The sequence below is a fragment of the Bradyrhizobium sp. HKCCYLR20261 genome (assembly GCF_051168435.1).
Taxonomy (GTDB): domain Bacteria; phylum Pseudomonadota; class Alphaproteobacteria; order Rhizobiales; family Xanthobacteraceae; genus Bradyrhizobium.
In genome coordinates, this window is sequence record NZ_JBNPUZ010000029.1 from 16,858 (window position 1) to 36,616 (window position 19,759).

General features: G+C 66.3%; 19 protein-coding genes. 15 read left to right on the forward strand and 4 right to left on the reverse strand.

What is annotated here, in order from left to right; genetic code table 11:
- Positions 1-83 precede the first annotated feature (83 nt).
- Together dctA and ACQR1L_RS34045 are read right to left on the reverse strand one after the other, a co-directional pair.
- On the reverse strand, positions 84-1,421 hold the full coding sequence (dctA, locus tag ACQR1L_RS34040) for a C4-dicarboxylate transporter DctA (protein ID WP_434862277.1): 1,338 nt from the start codon (positions 1,419-1,421) through the stop codon (positions 84-86).
- A 129-nt stretch (positions 1,422-1,550) separates the two neighbouring features.
- Entirely contained in the window at positions 1,551-2,750 is a 1,200-nt protein-coding gene (locus ACQR1L_RS34045) for a pyridoxal phosphate-dependent aminotransferase (RefSeq protein WP_434862278.1), read from the reverse strand.
- A 153-nt stretch (positions 2,751-2,903) separates the two neighbouring features.
- On the opposite strand from ACQR1L_RS34045, the gene ACQR1L_RS34050 reads away from it, so the two are divergent.
- Both ACQR1L_RS34050 and ACQR1L_RS34055 read left to right on the forward strand, forming a co-directional pair.
- Entirely contained in the window at positions 2,904-4,298 is a 1,395-nt protein-coding gene (locus ACQR1L_RS34050; protein WP_434862279.1) for a M48 family metalloprotease, read from the forward strand.
- 129 nt (positions 4,299-4,427) lie between these two features.
- Positions 4,428-5,192 (forward strand): DsbA family protein, encoded by a 765-nt coding sequence (locus ACQR1L_RS34055; protein ID WP_434862280.1) that lies wholly within the window; start codon positions 4,428-4,430, stop codon positions 5,190-5,192.
- Between the two features lie 110 nt (positions 5,193-5,302).
- Here the strand turns inward: ACQR1L_RS34055 and ACQR1L_RS34060 are convergent, their stop codons facing one another.
- Complete coding sequence (locus ACQR1L_RS34060) at positions 5,303-5,974, reverse strand: GntR family transcriptional regulator (RefSeq protein ID WP_434862281.1); 672 nt, start codon at positions 5,972-5,974, stop codon at positions 5,303-5,305.
- 132 nt (positions 5,975-6,106) lie between these two features.
- On the opposite strand from ACQR1L_RS34060, the gene tcuA reads away from it, so the two are divergent.
- From tcuA to aat, 10 genes are all read left to right on the forward strand, one after another.
- The gene (tcuA, locus tag ACQR1L_RS34065; protein WP_434862282.1) at positions 6,107-7,522 is read left to right on the forward strand and encodes an FAD-dependent tricarballylate dehydrogenase TcuA; all 1,416 of its coding nucleotides are present in this window, start codon (positions 6,107-6,109) and stop codon (positions 7,520-7,522) included.
- On the forward strand, positions 7,509-8,627 hold the full coding sequence (gene tcuB / locus ACQR1L_RS34070) for a tricarballylate utilization 4Fe-4S protein TcuB (protein ID WP_434862283.1): 1,119 nt from the start codon (positions 7,509-7,511) through the stop codon (positions 8,625-8,627). The genes tcuA and tcuB overlap by 14 nt, the downstream gene beginning before the upstream one ends.
- A 186-nt stretch (positions 8,628-8,813) precedes the next feature.
- Positions 8,814-9,566: a DUF1236 domain-containing protein gene (locus tag ACQR1L_RS34075; RefSeq protein ID WP_434862284.1), complete on the forward strand. Its 753-nt coding sequence runs from the start codon at positions 8,814-8,816 to the stop codon at positions 9,564-9,566.
- A gap of 264 nt (positions 9,567-9,830) precedes the next feature.
- Positions 9,831-10,325 carry a type II 3-dehydroquinate dehydratase gene (locus tag ACQR1L_RS34080; protein WP_434862285.1) on the forward strand — a complete coding sequence of 165 codons (495 nt, stop codon included), beginning with the start codon at positions 9,831-9,833 and terminating at the stop codon, positions 10,323-10,325.
- 51 nt (positions 10,326-10,376) lie between these two features.
- A complete protein-coding gene (accB, locus tag ACQR1L_RS34085) occupies positions 10,377-10,862 on the forward strand; it encodes an acetyl-CoA carboxylase biotin carboxyl carrier protein (RefSeq protein WP_172109440.1) in 486 nt (161 codons plus the stop codon).
- A 77-nt stretch (positions 10,863-10,939) separates the two neighbouring features.
- The gene (accC, locus tag ACQR1L_RS34090) at positions 10,940-12,289 is read left to right on the forward strand and encodes an acetyl-CoA carboxylase biotin carboxylase subunit (protein ID WP_434862286.1); all 1,350 of its coding nucleotides are present in this window, start codon (positions 10,940-10,942) and stop codon (positions 12,287-12,289) included.
- A 115-nt stretch (positions 12,290-12,404) separates the two neighbouring features.
- Positions 12,405-13,925: a sensor histidine kinase gene (locus tag ACQR1L_RS34095; RefSeq protein ID WP_434862287.1), complete on the forward strand. Its 1,521-nt coding sequence runs from the start codon at positions 12,405-12,407 to the stop codon at positions 13,923-13,925.
- Positions 13,922-14,359, forward strand: coding sequence for a response regulator (locus ACQR1L_RS34100; protein WP_434862288.1), 438 nt, complete (start codon positions 13,922-13,924; stop codon positions 14,357-14,359). Before ACQR1L_RS34095 ends, ACQR1L_RS34100 begins: the two co-directional genes overlap by 4 nt.
- Positions 14,356-15,444 (forward strand): sensor histidine kinase, encoded by a 1,089-nt coding sequence (locus ACQR1L_RS34105; protein WP_434862289.1) that lies wholly within the window; start codon positions 14,356-14,358, stop codon positions 15,442-15,444. The genes ACQR1L_RS34100 and ACQR1L_RS34105 overlap by 4 nt, the downstream gene beginning before the upstream one ends.
- A gap of 49 nt (positions 15,445-15,493) precedes the next feature.
- Positions 15,494-16,174, forward strand: coding sequence for a leucyl/phenylalanyl-tRNA--protein transferase (aat, locus tag ACQR1L_RS34110; protein WP_434862290.1), 681 nt, complete (start codon positions 15,494-15,496; stop codon positions 16,172-16,174).
- Between the two features lie 6 nt (positions 16,175-16,180).
- Here the strand turns inward: aat and ACQR1L_RS34115 are convergent, their stop codons facing one another.
- The gene (locus ACQR1L_RS34115; RefSeq protein WP_434862291.1) at positions 16,181-17,164 is read right to left on the reverse strand and encodes a DUF2155 domain-containing protein; all 984 of its coding nucleotides are present in this window, start codon (positions 17,162-17,164) and stop codon (positions 16,181-16,183) included.
- Between the two features lie 244 nt (positions 17,165-17,408).
- Here ACQR1L_RS34115 and ACQR1L_RS34120 point away from each other — a divergent pair, with 244 nt between their 5' ends.
- From ACQR1L_RS34120 to ACQR1L_RS34130, 3 genes are all read left to right on the forward strand, one after another.
- Entirely contained in the window at positions 17,409-18,182 is a 774-nt protein-coding gene (locus tag ACQR1L_RS34120; RefSeq protein WP_434862292.1) for an SDR family NAD(P)-dependent oxidoreductase, read from the forward strand.
- 47 nt (positions 18,183-18,229) lie between these two features.
- The gene (locus ACQR1L_RS34125) at positions 18,230-19,192 is read left to right on the forward strand and encodes an alpha/beta hydrolase (protein ID WP_434862293.1); all 963 of its coding nucleotides are present in this window, start codon (positions 18,230-18,232) and stop codon (positions 19,190-19,192) included.
- 177 nt (positions 19,193-19,369) lie between these two features.
- Complete coding sequence (locus tag ACQR1L_RS34130; RefSeq protein WP_434862294.1) at positions 19,370-19,726, forward strand: cupin domain-containing protein; 357 nt, start codon at positions 19,370-19,372, stop codon at positions 19,724-19,726.
- Positions 19,727-19,759: the final 33 nt, after the last annotated feature.

Consider the following 19,759-nt stretch of genomic DNA (forward strand, 5'->3'; position numbering starts at 1 on the left):
CTCGACCGATGCTCCAACGCAAAACGCCCGGCCTTGCGGCCGGGCGTTTTCATTTGGTGTCGGGTTCGCGGCTGCGATGCGGTTCAGCCGGTGGTGATCGCCGTCTCGACGTCGGAAGGATCGATCTCCTGATTGAGCCGCTTCTGCAGCAGATCGTGATCGAGCTCGCCCTCCCACCACGACACGAACACGGCGGCGATGCCGTTGCCGGTGATGTTGGTCAGCGCCCGCACCTCGCTCATGAACTTGTCGATCGAGAACACGATCGCCATGCCCGGCACCAGCGCCGGGTTCACCACGGTCAGCGTCGCAGCCAGCGTGATGAAGCCCGCACCGGTGACGCCGCTCGCGCCCTTCGAGGTCAGCATCGCAACCACGAGGATGGTGAACTGCTGTCCCCAGGTGAGCTCGACGCCGAGCGCATGGGCAATGAACAGCGTCGCCAAGGTCATGTAGATGTTGGTGCCGTCGAGGTTGAACGAGTACCCGGTCGGTACGACCAGGCCGACCACCGGCTTGGAGCAGCCGAGCCGCTCCAGCTTCTCCATCAGCTGCGGCAGCGCGCTCTCGGAGGAGCTGGTGCCGAGCACGATGAGCAGCTCGTCCTTGATGTAGGCGATGAACTTGAAGATGCTGAAGCCGACGAAGCGCGCGATCAGCCCGAGCACGATGACGACGAACAGAGCCGCGGTGATGTAGAACACCGCAATCAGCCCGATCAGGTCGCCGAGCGCCGACGGACCGTACTTGCCGATCGTAAAGGCCATGGCGCCGAACGCACCGACCGGCGCCGCCTTCATGACGATGGCAATCACGCCGAACACCGCGTGCGCGGTATCGTCGATCACGTCGCGCAGCCGATGCCCACGCTCGCCGAGCGCCATCAGCGCGAAGCCGAACAGGATCGCGAACAGCAGCACCTGCAGGATGTCGCCGCGCGCAAGCGCGCCGACCACGCTGTCGGGAATGATGTTGAGGACGAAGTCGACCGACTTCTGCGCCTGGGCCTGTTTCACGAAGCCGGCGACCGCCGCGGCATCCTGCTTCTCGGCGAGATTGTGCCCGATCGGCGCCAGATTGCCGACGATGAGACCGATCACGAGGGCGAAGGTCGAGACGATCTCGAAGTAGATCAGCGCCTTGATGCCGACACGGCCGACCTTGCTGGCGCTTTCGATATGCGCGATACCGGATACGACGGTACAGAAGATGATCGGCGCGATCACCATCTTGATCAGCTTGATGAAGCCGTCACCGAGCGCCTTGATCCAGTCGTTGGTGGCGAAGTTGGGAAACAACCACCCCACCAGGACGCCGATCACGATGGCAATCAGGACCTGGACATAGAGAATGCTGTACCAGGCCTTCTTGCCCGTTTGCGACGGAACGCTTCCCGTCCCGACTTCAGTCGCTGCCACCATGGGCCCTTCCTCATCCACCTTAGACCAACGGGCCGATGTCCCAGCCCTGCCGCGGCCAACTCGGGCAAATCCGCCGCGGAGTCAATGCTGGCGATGGGAGGATTGGCTGTTTCCGGCTAATCCGACCCCTTAACCCAGCCAGCGTGCGATCCGTGCAACGGCTTCGCGCATATCCTCAGCCGAACGTGCATAGGAAAAGCGCACATAGCTGCGGCCATGGATCGGATCGAAGTCGACGCCCGGTGTTGCGGCGACATGGGTTTCCTCCAGCATCCGCTTGGCGAACGCGTAGCTGTCGGAGGTAAAGTCGGAAACGTCGGTGTAAAGGTAAAATGCGCCGTCCGCCGGCAGGAACCGGGTCAGGCCGGCCTTCGGAAAACCCTCGATCAGGATGCGGCGGTTCTCCTGGTAGCCGTGCTTGATGGCCTCCATTTCCGCCCGTCCCTCGAACGCCGCTTCCGCCGCGATCTGCGACAGCGTGGGAACGGAGATCGCCAGGTTCTGCTGGAGACGCTCGACCGGCCGCACCAGCGCCTCCGGCACCACCATCCAGCCGATGCGCCAGCCGGTCATGCAGAAGTACTTCGAGAAGGAGTTGATGATCAGCGCCTCCGCCGACAGCTCGGCCGCGGTGACCGCAGGGAAGGCATAGTCGAGACCGTGATAGATCTCGTCCGAGATGAAGCGGATGCCGGCGTCGCGCGCGGCCGCGATGACGCTGCCGAGCGCCTCGCGCGACATCATCGTCCCGGTGGGATTTGCGGGACTTGCGACCAGCACGCCCTTGAGCGGCGCCTTGCGATGGGCAGCGAGCAGCGCCTCGCCGGTCAGCGCGTGGCGGTTCTCGGCCGTGGTCTCGATCAGCACCGGCTCGCAGCCGAGCGCCGTCAGGATGTGGCGATAGGGCGGATAGCCGGGCACCGTGACGGCGACCCGATCGCCCGGCTCGAACATGGCCAGGAAGGCCAGAATGAATCCGGCCGAGGATCCCGTGGTGATCACGATCCGGGCAGGATCGATCTCGCAGCCGTGGGTTTCACGATAGTGCCGCGCGATGCGTTGCCGCAGCGACGAGAGGCCGAGCGCGGAGGTGTAGTCGATGCGCGCCTGATCGAGCGCGGCATGGGCCGCAACGATCGCAGCGCGCGGCGCCGGCGCCGCCGGCTGCCCCACCTCCATGTGGATGACGTGCCCTCCCCCCGCCTCGATCCGCTCGGCCGCCGCCATGACGTCCATCACCATGAACGGCGGAACATTGCTGCGCGCGGACGGCGCGGTCAGGCTGGCGATCCGCTGTTCCAACGTCGGTATCACTGTCGCATCCACCATCGAACTCTGCTATTGACCCCGGCTGTTCGGACCCGCTCTCTGAGCCGATCGATGGGCCGCACTTGGGCCTCATTCGCCGCAGATGAGCCGCATTCCGCCGTTTGGTGGGCAATAGCCCGTCTTCAGCCTCGCGCCAATTGCAAAGATCGCCTGATGTTGCTCCGTATCGTGCTTCGCAAGAAATTCTCCGGCGGGCTTGCCGCGATCGTCGCAGCCGCCATGACTCTGTCGCCGGTCGCGCCCGCCTTTGCGCAGCAGGGCAAGGGGCCGCCGATTCTGCGCGATACCGAGACGGAAGTGCTGCTGCGCGAGTACACTCGGCCGATCCTGCGTGTCGCCGGGCTCGAGAAGCAGAACATCCAGATGGTCATCATCAACGATGCGAGCTTCAACGCGTTCGTGGCCGACGGCCGCCGCATCTTCGTCAACTACGGCGCGATCCTGCAATCTGAAAATCCGAACCAGCTGATCGGCGTGCTCGCGCACGAGACGGGGCACCTCGCCGGCGGTCATCTCGCCAAGCTGCGCCAACAGCTCGCGACCGCGCAGACCCAGATGATCATCGCCACCATCCTCGGCGCCGGCGCCCTGGCCATGGGTGCGCGCGGGGGCGGCAGCGGCCTCGCCAATGCAGGCGCCGCAACGCTGTCGGCACCCGGCGAAGTCATCCGCCGCTCGCTGTTGTCCTATCAGCGCCAGCAGGAGGAGAACGCGGACCGCGCCGGCGTCAAATTCCTCACCGCCACGGCACAGTCGCCGAAGGGCATGTACGAGACCTTCAAGCGCTTCACCAATGAGAGCCTGTTCGCCGCGCGCGGCGCCGACCCGTACCTCCAGTCGCATCCGATGCCGGCCGACCGCGTCGAGGCGCTGGAAGGCCTGGCGCGGCAGAGCCCCTATTGGGACAAGAAGGATGACGCCGCGCTGCAACTGCGCCACGACATGGTGCGCGCCAAGATTTCGGCCTTCATGGAGCGGCCGGACACGGTCGCCCGGCGCTATCCGCTATCCGATGGCAGCATGCCGGCACGCTACGCCCGGGCGATCTCGACCTATCTGCACGGCGACCTGCGCAGCGCCCTCACCCAGATCGACGGCCTGATCCAGGCGCAGCCCAACAACCCCTATTTCTACGAGGTTCGCGGCCAGGCCCTGCTCGAGGGCGGCCGGCCGGCCGAGGCGATCGCGCCCTTGCGCAAGGCCGCCCAGCTCTCCAATAACGCGCCGCTCATCAACATGTTACTTGGCCAAGCCTTGGTGGCGTCCGAGAACAAGGCCTACACTGAGGAAGCGATCACGATCCTGCGCGCGGCCGTTGCGCGCGAATCCGAGGCGCCGCTCGGCTACTCCCAGCTCGCGATGGCCTATGGCCGCAAGGGCGACTATGCGGAGGCCGATCTGGCCTCGGCCCAGGCGGCGTTCCTGCGCGGTGACAACAAGACGGCGCGTGAACTCGCCTCCCGCGCGAAGACGCGGTTCGCCGTGGGCTCGCCGGGATGGGTCAAGGCCGACGACATCGTCACGTCAAAGCCGCTTTCGAACCAATAGGTGTCGGAGAGCGGCGTTTGGCGCAGGGCGCGCCGCCGGATACCTTGCTATGATCACGAACCAGACTATCGAAATACCTTTCACGCCATCGACAAGGACCCGATCATTTTGACCCAAAGGACCTCCTTCATGCCGTCATTCCGCACGCTCATCTCCGGAGCGCTGCTCGCGCTCTCGCTCTGCGGCGTGCCGCAGGTGGCATCGGCTGAGAGCTTTTCCGACAGCCAGCGGAGCGAGATCGAGACGATCGTCCGAAACTACCTGATCGCGCATCCCGAGGTGCTCGAGGAAGCGATGGCCGAGCTGCAGAAGCGCCAGACGGCGGCCGAGGCGGCCAAGCAGGCGGCGGGCGTGGCCAAGAACGCCGAGACCATCTTCAACTCGCCGCGCGGCGTCGTGCTGGGGAACAAGGACGGCGACGTCACCTTCGTCGAGTTCTTCGACTACAATTGCGGCTACTGCAAGCGCGCGATGCTCGACATGATGGAGCTGATGAAGAGCGACCCGAAGCTGAAGGTCGTGCTCAAGGAGTTTCCGGTGCTGAGCCAGGGCTCGGTCGAGGCCGCGCAGGTCGCCGTCGCCGTGCGCATGCAGGCGCCGCAGAAATATCTCGACTTCCACCAGAAACTGCTCGGCGGCCGCGGCCAGGCCGACAAGGCGCACGCGCTCGCCGTCGCCAAGGAGCTCGGGCTCGACATGGCCCGCGTCGAGAAGGACATGGCGAGCCCCGAGGCGAAGGCGACGATCGAGGAGAACTTCAAGCTCGCCGAGGAAATGGGCATGAACGGCACGCCCAGCTACGTGATCGGCAAGCAGGTCGTGATCGGCGCCGTCGGGGTCGAAGGTCTCCGCGAGAAGATCAGCACGGCGCGCTGCGGCAAGGCGAGCTGCTGACGCCACGCTTCCTCGCACGAACATCCATGAAAGGCCGGCTGGATCAGCCGGCCTTTTGCGTTGATGAAGGTTGTTCGCGGCAACGCCAACGCCGGACGGCGACCGCGCTCCTACCCCGTCAGCCGCATGCCCAACCGGGTGCGTAGCGCCTCGCGGATGTGGCTGCGTGCGATCGCCTCGGCGCGGTCGGGATCGCGCGCCGCGATCGCCTCGATCAGCTCGCCGTGCTCGGCCGCCGCCGTCGCCGGGCGTCCCTCTGCCGCGAAGGTCGTGGCGCCCAGGAGCGCGATCGCGACATGCATGTCGGCGAGGGCGGCGTCGAGATAGCGGTTGCGCGCGGCGCGCTGGATCGCGCTGTGCATCATCCGGTTGAGCCGCGCCAACTCGGCCGCATCGGCCTCTCCCCGGCAGAAGCGCTCATGGATGTCGCGCAGCGCGGCGATCTCGGCCGGCACGGCATATTGCGCGGCGAGCCGGGCGGCGGCGCCCTCCAGGATCTCGCGCATTGCATAGAGCTCGAGGATCTCGTTTGGGTCGAGGCTCCTCACGATCAGCCCGCGCCCGCCCCCCGGCTGCACCCAGCCCTTGGCGACGAGCTTGCCGAAAGCCTCGCGGACCGGCGTCCGGCTGACATTCAGCTTCTGCGCCACCTCGTCCTCGCGCAACCGGTCGCCGGACCGATAGAGGCCGGTCTCCAGCGCCGAGCACAGGGCACGAAACACGGCTTCGCCGAGCGAGACGTTGTCGCGATCGAGGGTGAGTTGCGGGCCTTCTGAGGACATCCGGCGAATGTCTCACATGCGCGGGTGGAACAACAGCACTTCTTGCATGGTTTCGTATACAATAGTATACAAAAATTATCTCGGCGTGACGCTGCCGAGCGGCGGGACGTTTTTGGCTGCTGGGCAGATCGGATGACTTCGGAAGACCACTGCATCGACTATCCCGCCACTTACGACGTCGTGGTCGTCGGCGGCGGCAATGCCGCCCTCTGCGCCGCCATTGCGGCGCGCCGCGCGGGCGCGTCGGTCATCGTGCTGGAGGCCGCCACCAAATTCTACCGTGGCGGCAACACGCGTCACACCCGCAACATGCGCTGTGCCCATGACGCGGCCACCGCGACGTTGAGCGGCCCCTACACCGAGGAGGAGTTCTGGGACGATCTCTTGCGCGTCACGGAAGGCCAGACCAACGAACAATTGGCGCGGCTGATGATCCGCGAGTCCAAGCAGATGCTGGACTGGATCGTCGAACAGGGCGTGCGCTTCCAGCCCTCGCTCGGCGGTACGCTGAGCCTTGGACGCACCAATTCGTTCTTTCTCGGCGGCGGACGCGCCATGCTCAATGCGCTCTATCTGACCGCGGAGCGGCTGGGCGTGGACGTGCTCTACGAGGCCGAGGTCGTCGCGCTGGACGTCGACGAGGATCGTTTCCGCACGGCGATCATCCAGCGACAGGACGGCAGAATGCGTGTCCGCGGCAAGGCACTGGTCGCCGCAGCCGGCGGCTTCGAATCCAACATCGACAAGCTGGTCGAGGGCTGGGGCGAGATCGCCCGCAACTTCCTGGTCCGCGGCACGCCCAACAACCGCGGCACGGTGCTCGACATGCTGCTCGGCGCCGGCGTCGACAGCATCGGCGATCCGACCCAGTGTCACGCGGTCGCGATCGACGCGCGTGCGCCGAAATATGACGGCGGCATCATCACCCGGCTCGACTGCGTCGTGTTCGGCATCGTCGTCAACAAGCACGCCAAGCGTTTCTACGACGAGGGCGAGGACGTCTGGCCGAAGCGCTATGCGATCTGGGGGCGGCTCGTGGCAGCGCAGCCGGACCAGATCGCCTACATCATCTTCGATGCGAAGTCGTCGACGCTGTTCATGCCCTCGCTCTACCCGGCGATTCAGGCGGCCAGCATCACCGAGCTTGCCGGCAAGCTCGAGCTCGATCCCGATCAGTTGTCAGCGACGGTTGCCGAGTTCAACGCGGCGGTGCGCGAGGGGCATTTCAATCCCGACATCCTCGACGACTGTCACACCGAGAACCTGACGCCGCCGAAATCGCATTGGGCGCGGCGCATCGAGACCGGCCCGTACTACGCCTATCCTGTGCGGCCCGGCATCACCTTCACCTATCTCGGCGTGCGCGTCGATCACGCCGCCAGAATGATGATGAAATCCGGCGGTCCCGCCGCCAACATGTATGCCGCCGGCGAGATCATGGCCGGCAACGTGCTTGGTCGCGGCTACGCCGCCGGCATCGGCATGACCATCGGCAGCGTGTTCGGACGCATCGCCGGCGTGGGAGCAGCGACACATGCAGCGCAGTGAGGCCCTGACCGAGGCAGATCGGCTGATGACGATCTGCAACTCCTGCCGCTATTGCGAGGGACTTTGCGCGGTGTTTCCTGCGATGGAGATGCGGCGCGCCTTCACGTCAGGCGACCTCAATTATCTCGCCAATCTCTGCCATTCCTGCGGCGCCTGCTACGTCGACTGCCAGTTCTCACCGCCGCACGAGTTCGACGTCCGCGTGCCCGCGGTGCTCGCCCGCGTGCGGCATGAAAGCTATGCCGACTATGCCTGGCCGCGTGCGCTCGCGCCCCTGTTCCAGCGCAACGGGCTGGCGGTGGCGCTGATCGCCGCAGTCAGCATCGCCGCGTTCATTCTCGGCTTCGTCGCCGTCAACGATTCCACGGCGTTGTTCGCCGTCCGCCATGGTCCGGGATCGTTCTACGCGCTGATGCCGCATCACGCGATGGCGCTGCTGTTTGGCGCGGCCTTCCTGTGGGCCATCGTCGCCCTCATCATCGGCATCAGCGGCTTCTGGAAGGACATCGGCGAGCCGGGCGCGACGCTCGTCCGGCCACGACCGCTGCTCCGCGCGATACAGGACGCCACGACCTTGCGCTATCTCGATGGCGGCGGTGTCGGCTGCTACAACGAGGATGAAAAGCCCGACGACATCAGGCGATTTTATCATCACCTGACGTTCTACGGCTTCCTGCTCTGCTTCGCCTCCACCACCGTCGCGACGCTCTATCACTACCTGCTGCAACGCGAGGCGCCCTACCCGCTCTGGGATCTGCCGGTCGTCCTTGGGACGCTGGGCGGCATCGGCATCGTGATCGGTCCGCTCGGACTTTACGCTGCCAAGCGCAAGCGCGATCCGGCGCTGCTCGACGGCGGCAGCCGCGGCATGGACGTCGCGTTTCTCGCGATGCTGACCCTGACCGGCGCAACCGGTCTCGCCCTGCTGCTGCTGCGGGAAACCAGCGCGATGGGCGTGTTGCTCGCCCTGCATCTCGGCGCTGTCTTCGCATTGTTCGTCACGCTGCCCTACGGCAAGTTCGTGCACGGACTGTATCGCTTCATGGCGCTGGTGCGCTACGCGCGGGAACGTCACCGCGACGAGCGCGGCGCACACGCCGCGTGAGATCCACTCGGCTGTGCGCGAATAGCTCACCGACTGCGCCTCGTCATGCTGCGTTCATGACGATGAGCATCCATTCATAAAGTCGCGAGCCGCGACAAATCTGAGGAACCATCAGCGGCGTGCGGAACGACTCCAATGTCCTGCAGTTGTCGGCGCGGGCAGTGCCAATACAGAGGAGGATAGAGGATGACTAATCGGTTGATGGTATCCGTTGCCGCGATCGCGCTCCTGGCCGGCGCAAGCTTCGCTCACGCGCAGGGCGCTGGTGGTGCAGGCGGCGCAGGCGGTCAGTCCGGCGGCGCGGCGATGCAGGGCGGCGCGGCAGGTGGCGCTTCCGGCGGCGCAACGAGCGGTGGCATGAGCGGCGGCGGCGCCATGAATCGCGACAGCGCCTCGCCGTCGGCCGGCGGCTCGTCCGAGATGCGCTCGAGCCAGTCTGAGCAGAAGTCCGGCGCGACCAAGGGTCAGCACGCCGAGGACAACATGAAGGGACCGGCCACCAAGGGCGCCAGCTCCGAGATGGACAAGAGCGGCGGCAAGAACATGAAGGCCGAGGGTCGCGAAGGCCGTGACAACAACATGAAGGCCGAGGGCCGCGACAGCAAGACCGGCACCAGCACCAATGCCGAGACCAAGACTGGCGGCGACCGCTCGCAGACCACCACCGGACAGGCCGGCGCCAGCGCCAAGCTGACAACCGAGCAGCGCACCAAGATCACCAGCGTGATCCGCAGCCAGCGCGTCGAGCCGGTGACCAACGTCAACTTCAACATCTCCGTCGGCACCCGGGTGCCGCGGGACGTCCGCTTCTACCCACTCCCGACCGAAGTGGTCACGATCTATCCGGAATGGCGCGGATATGACTACATCCTGGTTCGTGAGCAGATCATCGTGCTCGATCCGCGAACCCACGAGATCGTTGCAGTCCTCGACACCTGATCCCCGACCAGGCGGGTGACGAGAAAAAGGGGCGGGCAGCGATGCCCGCCCCTTTGTTGTGCAAAGAGCGGCGGCGCGCCGCCACACGCCAGACGTGCAGACCTGTCCGCCGGTCTGGTTAACCAGCGATTTCCGAGGCTTGGCCGGATTTTTTCGCGTGGCGGAGCAGCATGGACCGAGCCCTGCCGGGCGCCGAAAGGCTTCCCCTTGGCGGGTTTGTTACCTATAACGCCGCCCACTGCAGCCACACCGCCCGGGATAGGAATGGCCGACGACGCGGAAAAGACGATTCTCGTCCTCAACGGACCCAACCTCGATCTGTTGGAGACCCGCGAGCCGGAGACGCATGGCCGTGCCACCTTGGCCGACGTCGAACGGCTCTGCGTCGAGACGGCGGCCCGTTTCGGACTGGTGACGGACTGCCGGCAGTCCAGCCACGAGGGCGCGCTTGTGGATTGCATCCATGAGGCTCGCAGCCGCGGCGTGCCCGGGATCGTCCTGAATGCCGGCACCTACTCGCATACCTCGATCGCCCTGCATGACGCCCTGACGGGAGTCAAAATCCCCACGGTCGAGGTGTATTTCGGCAACATCCACGCCCGCGCGGGCGGCGTCCGGCACCATTCTTTCACCGCGAAGGCCGCGTTTGCGTCGATTTGCGGCTTTGGAATCGACGGCTACCGACTCGCGATCACCGGCCTTGCCGCCAAGATCGGTGCCAAAGCCGCTCCCTTGGCCACCACGACCACCGACATCTAGCGCAAGCCTGACGTCCTCGCTTTCACGCCACCCAACGTTTCGGATCAGATCATGGCGCCCCAGACCGACGACACCACCACCGCGAAGTCCGAAGACAGCCGGCTCATCCGCGAGCTCGCCGCGCTTCTGGACGAGACCAGCCTGACCGAGATCGAGCTGGAGCGGGCCGGCCTGCGCATCCGCGTCGCCCGCAACGTGACCATCGCAGCGGCCGTGCCGTCCGCGGTCCCGGCCGCGGCCTCGGGCGTCCCCGTGATGGCCGCCGCCACGGCGGCTGCCGCCGGCGCCGACCTCTCAAAGCATCCCGGGGTCGTGCCCTCGCCGATGGTCGGCACCGCCTATTGGGCGCCGGAGCCCGGCGCCAAGCCGTTCGTCGAGGTCGGCTCCAAGGTGTCGGTCGGCCAGACCCTGATGATCATCGAGGCGATGAAGACGATGAACCAGATCCCGTCGCCGCGCGCCGGCACGGTGACGCAGATCCTGGTCGAGGACGGCCAGCCGGTCGAGTTCGGCGAGCCGCTCGTCATCATCGAATAAGCGCGGATCGCGCGCGGCGATTAGTCTGCATTCCCCCCGCCCGCGCATCACTATCCGCTACTCGCGCCCGAGGCACCATGTTCGACAAGATCCTCATCGCCAACCGCGGCGAAATCGCTCTTCGCATCCTCAGGGCCTGCAAGGAGCTCGGCATCTCCACCGTGGCGGTGCATTCCACCGCCGACGCCGATGCGATGCATGTTCGCCTCGCCGACGAGAGCGTCTGCATCGGGCCGCCGCCGTCGAAGGACAGCTACCTCAACATCCCCGCCCTGCTCGCCGCCTGCGAGATCACCGGCGCCGACGCCGTGCATCCGGGCTACGGCTTCCTGTCCGAGAACGCGCGCTTCGCCGAGATCCTCGGTGACCACAATCTGCATTTCATCGGCCCGAAGGCCGAGCACATCCGCCTGATGGGCGACAAGATCGAGGCCAAGAAGACCGCCAAGCGGCTCGGGATTCCCGTTGTGCCGGGCTCCGACGGCGCGGTGACGCCCGATCAGGACGCGATGGCCATCGCCAAGGCGATCGGCTTCCCGGTGCTGGTCAAGGCAGCCGCCGGCGGCGGCGGCCGCGGCATGAAGGTCGCGCACACCGAGGCCGACCTGCAGCTGGCGCTGACCACCGCGGCCAACGAGGCCAAGTCGGCATTCGGCGACGCCTCGGTCTATCTCGAGAAGTATCTGCAGAAGCCGCGCCACATCGAGATCCAGGTGCTCGGCGACGGCCGCGGCGGCGCCATCCATCTTGGCGAGCGCGACTGCTCGCTGCAGCGCCGCCACCAGAAGGTCTGGGAGGAAGGCCCCTCGCCCGTGCTGGACGCAGCCGCGCGTGCGAAAATCGGCAATACCGTCGCCAAGGCGATGCAGGAGCTGAAATATATCGGCGTCGGCACCATCGAATTCCTCTACGAGGACGGCGAGTTCTATTTCATCGAAATGAACACCCGCATCCAGGTCGAGCATCCCGTCACCGAGATGATCACCGGCATCGATCTCGTGCTGGAGCAGATCCGCATCGCCGCCGGCGGCGATTTGCCGATGACCCAGGACCAGGTCGTCATCAACGGCCACTCGATCGAGTGCCGCGTCAACGCCGAGAACCCGGTCAGCTTCCGCCCCTCGCCCGGCAAGATCCAGCAATACCACCCGCCCGGCGGCCTCGGCGTCCGCATCGACTCCGCCGTGTACCAGGGCTACGTGATCCCGCCCTATTACGACTCGCTGGTCGGCAAGCTGATCGTCCACGGCAAGAGCCGGGTCGAATGCCTGATGCGGCTGCGCCGGGCGCTGGACGAGATGGTGGTCGACGGCATCGAGACCACCCTGCCGCTGTTCCGCGCGCTGGTGCGCGAGCCCGCCATCATCGACGGCGACTACCACATCCACTGGCTGGAGCAGTATCTGGCCGGCCAGAAGACCGACTGAGCTGGAAGCGCAAAATTCGCGTCCCCGACCGGGAACTCTTCAACCGGCCACGCGTTTGGCTGTGTCGGCGGTTCCGCTGAGGGGGCAAGAATTATCATCGACATGCGAGTAAGCGGTGGCGCCTGAGGTCAGACATCGGCGCACGCTGGGACAAATCCTGCTGTTGTCGGCGGGATTTCTCGTGCTGGTCATCGTCAGCACCGCTTCGGTCCTGCTGGTCAACAAGGCCCGCAGCGACAGCGCATGGGTCGTCCATACCGTCGAGGCCGAGAACCAGATCAACGCCGTGCTGCTGGAGGTGCGCCGCGCCGAGAGCGGCGCGCGCGCCTACCTGCTGACGCAGAGCCCTGACTTCCTGCGGGATCACGAGAACGCCGTGAGCGCGATCCGGCCGCTGCTCGACAAGCTCGCAACGCTCGTCGCCGACAACCAGGTACAGGTCGACAACCTCGCCAGGCTGCGCAGCGTGATCGAGATGCGGCTCTCGCAGTTCGACCGCGAGAAGGCCCTCGTTGCCTCCGGTGATCTCCCGGCCGCAATCGCCCTGGTACGCGACGCCGCCTCGACCGACAGCAGCACCACGATGCGGACCGCGGCGGAAGCGATGCGCATCGAAGAGGAGCGCCTGCTCGCCACGCGCACCACCGCGGCGGATCACAGCCAGCAGCTCGCGACCATCGTCACCGTCACCGGTTCTGCGCTGGTGGTCCTGCTCGCCATCATCTCGGTGCTCCTGGTGCGGCGCTCGACGCAGGCGCGCGACGAGGCCGAGGCCAAGCTGCGCGAGAGCAACCTGAACCTCGAATCGACCGTCGACGAGCGCACCGCCGATCTTCGCGAGGCCAATGAGGAAATCCAGCGCTTCGCCTACATTGTGAGCCACGACCTGCGCTCGCCGCTGGTCAACATCATGGGCTTCACCAGCGAGCTCGACGAGCTGCGCAACGACATCTTCCGCCGCATCGCGACCCTGGCGCGGGCCGTGTCCGACGCGCCGCCGCCGGCCGAGGGCAGCGAGCCGGAACTCGAGGGCGCCGACAAGCAGCTGTCGGAGGATTTCTCCGAGGCCCTCGGCTTCATCAAGTCCTCGATCGGCAAGATGGACCGGCTGATCAACGCGATCCTCAATCTGACGCGCGAAGGCCGCCGCGAATTCGTGCCCATCCGCATCGACACCCGCGAACTGATCGAAGGCATCGTCTCGACGATGGCGCATCAGGCGGCGGAAACCGACACCACGATCCGCGTTGAACCCCTGCCGGCCATCGTCAGCGACCGCCTGGCGCTGGAGCAGATCTTCTCGAACCTGATCGACAACGCGATCAAATATCTCAAGCCGGGGGTTCCCGGCGACATCGCCATCCGCGCCCGCACCAAGCTCGGTTTTGCGATCTTCGAGATCACGGATAACGGCCGGGGGATTGATCCCCGTGACCACCAGCGTATCTTTGATCTGTTCCGCCGCGCCGGGACCCAGGACCGTCCGGGTCAGGGGATCGGATTGGCCCATGTACGCGCTCTCGTGCGCCGGCTCGGTGGAACCATGTCGGTCGCCTCGGAACTCGACCAGGGCAGCACGTTCACCATCACGCTCCCGATCAACTGGAACGCCTCTAACCGGAACTCAGATAGATGACCATGCCCGTGACGATCATCATGATCGAGGACGACGAAGGCCACGCCCGCTTGATCGAGCGGAACATCCGCCGTTCCGGCGTCAACAACGAGATCAAGCCGTTCACCAACGGTACAGATGCGGTGAAGTATCTGATGGGCGCTGACGGCACGGGCCTCGATCACAAAGGCAATGCGCTCCTGATTCTGCTCGACCTCAATCTGCCGGACATGACCGGCATCGACATCCTGAAGATGGTCAAGCAGAACAGCTACCTGAAGAGCGCGCCGGTGGTCATCCTGACGACCACCGACGACTCCCAGGAGATCAAGCGCTGCTACGAGCTCGGCTGCAACGTCTACATCACCAAGCCGGTCAACTACGAGAGCTTCGCCAACGCCATCCGCCAGCTCGGCCTGTTCTTCTCCGTCATCCAGGTTCCGCCCGCAGCATGACAACCGCCGGCCCCACGCTGCTCTACATCGACGACGACGCGGCGCTGGCACGGCTGGTGGAGCGCGGGCTCAAGCGCCTGGGCTTCACGGTGGAGCACGCCCTCGACGGCAGCAAGGGCCTGGATCGGCTCAAGAGCGGCGGCATCGATGTCGTCGCGCTCGATCAGTACATGCCGGGTCTCGACGGGCTGGAGACGCTGGAACGCATCATGGCGCTGCCCGAGGCGCCGCCGGTGGTGTTCGTCACCGCCTCGCAGGATTCCAAGATCGCGGTCACCGCACTGAAGGCGGGCGCCGCGGATTATCTCGTCAAGGACGTGCAGGGCGAGTTCGTTCCGCTGCTGCAGGTCGCGGCCGAAGGTGCGGTGCGCCAGGCGAGGTTGCAGAAGGCCCGCGACGAGGCGGAGGCCGAAGTGCGCGCCTCGCGCGACCGCTTTGCCGCGCTCGCCGCCGAGCGCGAGGTGCTGCTCCGCGAGGTCAACCACCGCGTCGGCAACTCGCTGCAGATCATCGCCTCGCTGCTGCATCTGCAGGCCAATTCGAGCACCCAGGACGACGTCAAGGCCGCGCTCACCAACGCCATGGGCCGTGTCGCCGCCGTGGCCCAGGTGCACCGCCGGCTCTACACGTCGCAGGACCTCAAGAGCGTGATGCTGAACCAGTATCTCGACTCCCTGCTCGACGACCTTCGCCGGTCGGCAGAGGGCAACCGGATGTCGCGGCTGACCTTGAAGGCGGAGCCGGTCGAGATCGATCCGGACCGCGCGGTGGCGATCGGCATCGTCGTCAACGAGCTGGTCATGAACGCGGTGAAGTACGCCTATCCCGATGGACCCGGTCCGATCCATGTCGAGCTGAAGCTCATCGGTGACGACATCGTGCTGTCGATCGCCGACAACGGCGTCGGCCTCAACGCCACCAGCGACCCGCGCTCAACCGGCATGGGCCAGCGCATCGTCAGCGCGATGGCGACCAAGCTCGATGCGACGTTCGGTCCGGATCCGAGCCATTCCGGCACCAAGATCGTGGTCCGCTTCCGCCTCGTAAAGGATGCGCCGAAGCCGGCCGCCGCCGCCGTCGGCTAGCCGCCACGCGACCGTCGCGCGACGCGTCGCCGCCTGCTATGCTCACACCATGAATTCGCGCGACTCCGCAGCGTCCGAGATCACGCCCGAGGTCCTGCTGCGTGCCTATGCCTGCGGCATCTTCCCGATGGCCGAAAGCGCCGACGACCCCTCGCTGTTCTGGGTCGAGCCGGAGCTGCGCGGCCTCATTCCATTGGACGGCTTCCGCGTCGCCTCCCGGCTCGCCCGCACCGTGCGCTCCGACGCGTTCACGGTGACCGTGAACCAGGCGTTCAAGGCGGTGATGGATGGCTGCGCCGAGCCGCAGCCCGGCCGCGAGGACACCTGGATCAACCGGCGCATCCGCGAGCTCTACAGCGGCCTCTATGCGATGGGCCATTGTCACAGCGTCGAGTGCTGGCAGGACGGCGAGCTGGTCGGCGGCCTCTACGGCGTCAGCCTGGGCCGGGCCTTCTTCGGCGAGAGCATGTTCCACCGCGCCCGCGACGCCTCGAAGGTCGCGCTGGTGCATCTTGTGGCCCGGCTGATCGCCGGCGGCTTCGAGCTGCTCGACACGCAGTATGTGACCGATCACCTGAAGACGTTCGGCGCCGTGGAGATTCCACGCCGCCGTTACACGGTGCTGCTGGAAAAGGCGCTGACCGGGCCGGCCGCGAATTTCGTTAGGCTACCGGTAGACCGGCCCCTTGCGGGGGCCGACGCGCTCGCGATCATTGCCGCGCGCGGCTGAGGCCGTCTATCGGAACACGCCGCCGAACGGTCCGCCCGACTGGGGCGGCGGGGGCGGCGGTGGCACCTGCTGCGTCTGGTACTGCGGCGGTGGTCCTGGCGGCCGAGGCGCGGCCTGCTTCTGCTGCGGCGGGCGCTTTTGCGCCGGCTGCGGGGCTGCCGCGGGCTTCTGATCGGGCGCGGCGCTCGCAACCGTGTTCTGCGGCTCTTTGCAGTCGACCAGCCAGATGTCGTAGATCGGGTGCTCCACGCCGTGCAGGCCGGGGCTGGCCGCGAACATCCAGCCGGAGAAGATCCGCTTCACCTCGCCCTGCAAGGTGATCTCGTCGACCTGCACGAAAGCGTCGGTGTTGGCGGCTTCCGTGGCCGGCCGCGTGTAGCAGGCGTCGGTCTTCACCCGGAGCGCGCCGAACTGCACGGTCTCGCCGATATCCTCGTCGAAATTGATGATCCGTCCGGTGATCTTGTCGAGCCCCGAGAAGCTCGCCTTCTTGTTCACGATCTTCTGCGTCGGCAGCTCGGTGACCACCTCGTCGCCCGGCTGAATGGTCGCCGGCGTCTGCGGCACGGCACCGTTCGGCGGAATGGCCGCGTTCTGGGGCGCGCCACGGGGGGCCGGCCGCTGACCGGGCGCAGCGCCGGGCTGGCCGCCCGGCGGCGCGGCCGCAACCGGCGGATTGTTCTGCGGCAGGATCGTCGTTCCTGGAGGCGGCGCCAAGGGCTGCGACTGCACCGGTCCCGGCAAGGCGGCGCCCTGCCCTGGCGGCGGCCGCGTCGGCGCCGGCAGCACACGCCCCTGCGGCAGCTCGGGAACCTCTTCCTCCTCGTCGGGCGGCGGCATTGGTTCTCCGCGACGCGGAATGTTGCCGGGCGGCCGGGGAACAGGATCGGAGAAAATGGTGCCGATCTGCGCGTGCGCAGGCGCAGCCAGCGTGAGGGATGTGGCGGCCAGCAATGCCGCGATACCGGTCAGGGCGATTGTTCGGTGCATCTCGCGCGGCTTTATCAGGCGAATCGGGGTTCGGGACAATCAAATCGCGTCATGACCCATCCGCCGCTCTCGATCAGCCCTCCCGTTAACACGCCGAATACGGCGGGGAAAGGGCGACTTACCAGCGCACCGCGAGGTGGCCATCTGGTTCATCCAATGAGATAGTTGCATGATCAAGACATAGCGTGAAACCAACACGCGACAAGACCGCGGCCCCGAGCCGCGGCGCACGGGAAGGAAACAGATGCCTGATTCGATCCGTCTCGACGGCAGGGTCGCCGTCGTCACCGGCGCGGCCGGGGTGATCGGGGCCGCGACCATGCAGTTCCTCGCCGCGCGCGGCGCCCGCATTGTCGCCGTCGACCGGCGGGAGCAGGACCTCAACGAAGCGACGCGCGCCCTCCCCGCCGGCGCCGAGACACTCGCCATCACGGCGGATGTCACCGACGAGGCGCAGGTCGCATCCTATGTCCGCGAGGCCTGCGATCGCTTCGGTACCATCGATGTGTTCTTCAACAATGCCGGCGTCGAGGGCGAGATCAAGTCGATCACCGACTATCCGCTCGACGCCTTCCGTCGCGTGCTCGACGTCAACGTCGTCGGCGTCTTCCTCGGCCTGAAGCACGTGCTGCCGGTGATGCTGAAGCAGAACCGCGGCTCGATCATCAACACCGCCTCGATCGCCGGCCTGATCGGCTCGCCGCAGATCGCCGTCTACAGCGCCAGCAAGCACGCGGTGATCGGCCTGACCAAGAGCGCGTCATGGGAATGCACCGGCACGAACGTGCGCGTGAACTGCATCTGCCCCGGCCTGATCGACAGCCGCATGCTCAGCGCGATTATCGAGGGGCGCAGCGGACCTGCCGTTCCGATCGAGAAGGTCGTGGACCGCGTGCCGGCACGCCGCCTCGGACAGGGCGCGGAGGTGGCGGCAATCGTCGCCTTCCTCGCCTCGGACGATGCGAGCTACGTCTCGGGCGCCGCCTACACCGTCGACGGCGGCCGCACCGCCGCCTGACAATCTTTCACCTTAACAGCTCTCTTCAAAGCGACAGGTTCTCTGCGATGCCCGTTCAACTCGATGCCGATGCCGCCGCCGTCTACAAGGCGTTCCAGGAGGCCGGCCGTCCGGCCTATGAGACGCTAACACCGCAGGAGGCGCGGGACTACTATCTCGCCGCGCGCACCGTAAGCAATCCGGAGCCGGCGGAGCTCGCGGAGGTCAAGGACCTCGCCATCCCCGCCCCGCACGGCGCGATCCTCGCCCGGCTCTATCGGCCGAAATCCGTGCGACAATTCGGTGGCCTCGCGCCGGGCCTCGTGTTCTTCCACGGCGGCGGCTGGGTGATCGGCAATCTGGACTCGCACGACGTGGTCTGCCGTGCGCTCGCGCATGAAAGCGAGCTGATCGTCGTCTCGATCGATTACCGTCTCGCGCCCGAGCACAAGTTTCCGGCGGCCGTCGACGACGCGTTCGCGGCTACGCAATGGGTCGCCGCCCATGCGGCGTCGCTCGGCATCGATGCGTCACGCCTCAGCGTGGGCGGCGATTCCGCCGGCGGCAATCTCGCCGCCGTGGTCGCGCTCTCAGCACGTGACGGCAACGGCCCGAAGCTCTCCGGCCAGGTGCTGATCTATCCGGCCACCGACTTTGCGATGAGCCATCCTTCGCACAGCGAGCCCGAGACCAGCGTGTTGCTGACGCATTCGGTCATCCGCTGGTTTCGCGATCACTATCTCAACAGCGCCGCCGACATCCATGACTGGCGCGCCTCGCCGGCGAAGGCCGAGACGCTCGCCGGCTTACCGCCCGCCTATGTGCTCACCGCCGGCGCCGACCCGCTCCGCGACGAAGGTGACGACTACGCGCGCCGCCTGCGCGAGGCCGGCGTGCCGGTCACGCATCGCACCCATCCCGGCCAATTCCACGGCTTCTTCACCATGGGCAAGCTGCTCGACCAGGCCAATGTAGCCGCGCGCGACATCGGCGCATGGCTGAAGCAGCTGGATCGTCCAAGCGGCATCTGAGCATCCCCACGCTGCGCTCGAGATGGCACACGCCCGGCGATTTCGCGGGGCGCGTTCTCGGATGTGATGAATTCCGCTCGTGCGAGAGCGGCTTGCTCGCGCGTGAACAGCGACGACATGCCGTGCAAGCCGACCGTACCGCTCACATTTGTCTTGTTCGCAGCAGGAGACTTCCCCATGAAGACCGTGAACCTCGCCGACAAGCTGAGCCAATTCACGAGCCATTGGGACCCGCACGTCGTCGCCGACTACAACGACAATGACGTGATGGTCGTGAAATTCATCGGCGAATTTCCCTTCCACAAGCATGACACGACGGACGACTTCTTCCTCGTGCTCGAAGGCGAAATGGAAATGGACATCCAGGGGCAGCCGTCGCGGACGGTGAAGGCCGGCGAGTTGTTCGTCGTCCCCAAAGGCGTCGTTCACCGCCCGCGCGCGGCAAAGGAGGTCAAGGTGCTCCTCATCGAACCCAAGGGCGAACCGAACTCCGGCGACGCCGACCGCGTGCCCGCGCCGAAGCCGCGAATCTGACCCCGCTGGGCGGATGATGGTTTGCCGATTGCG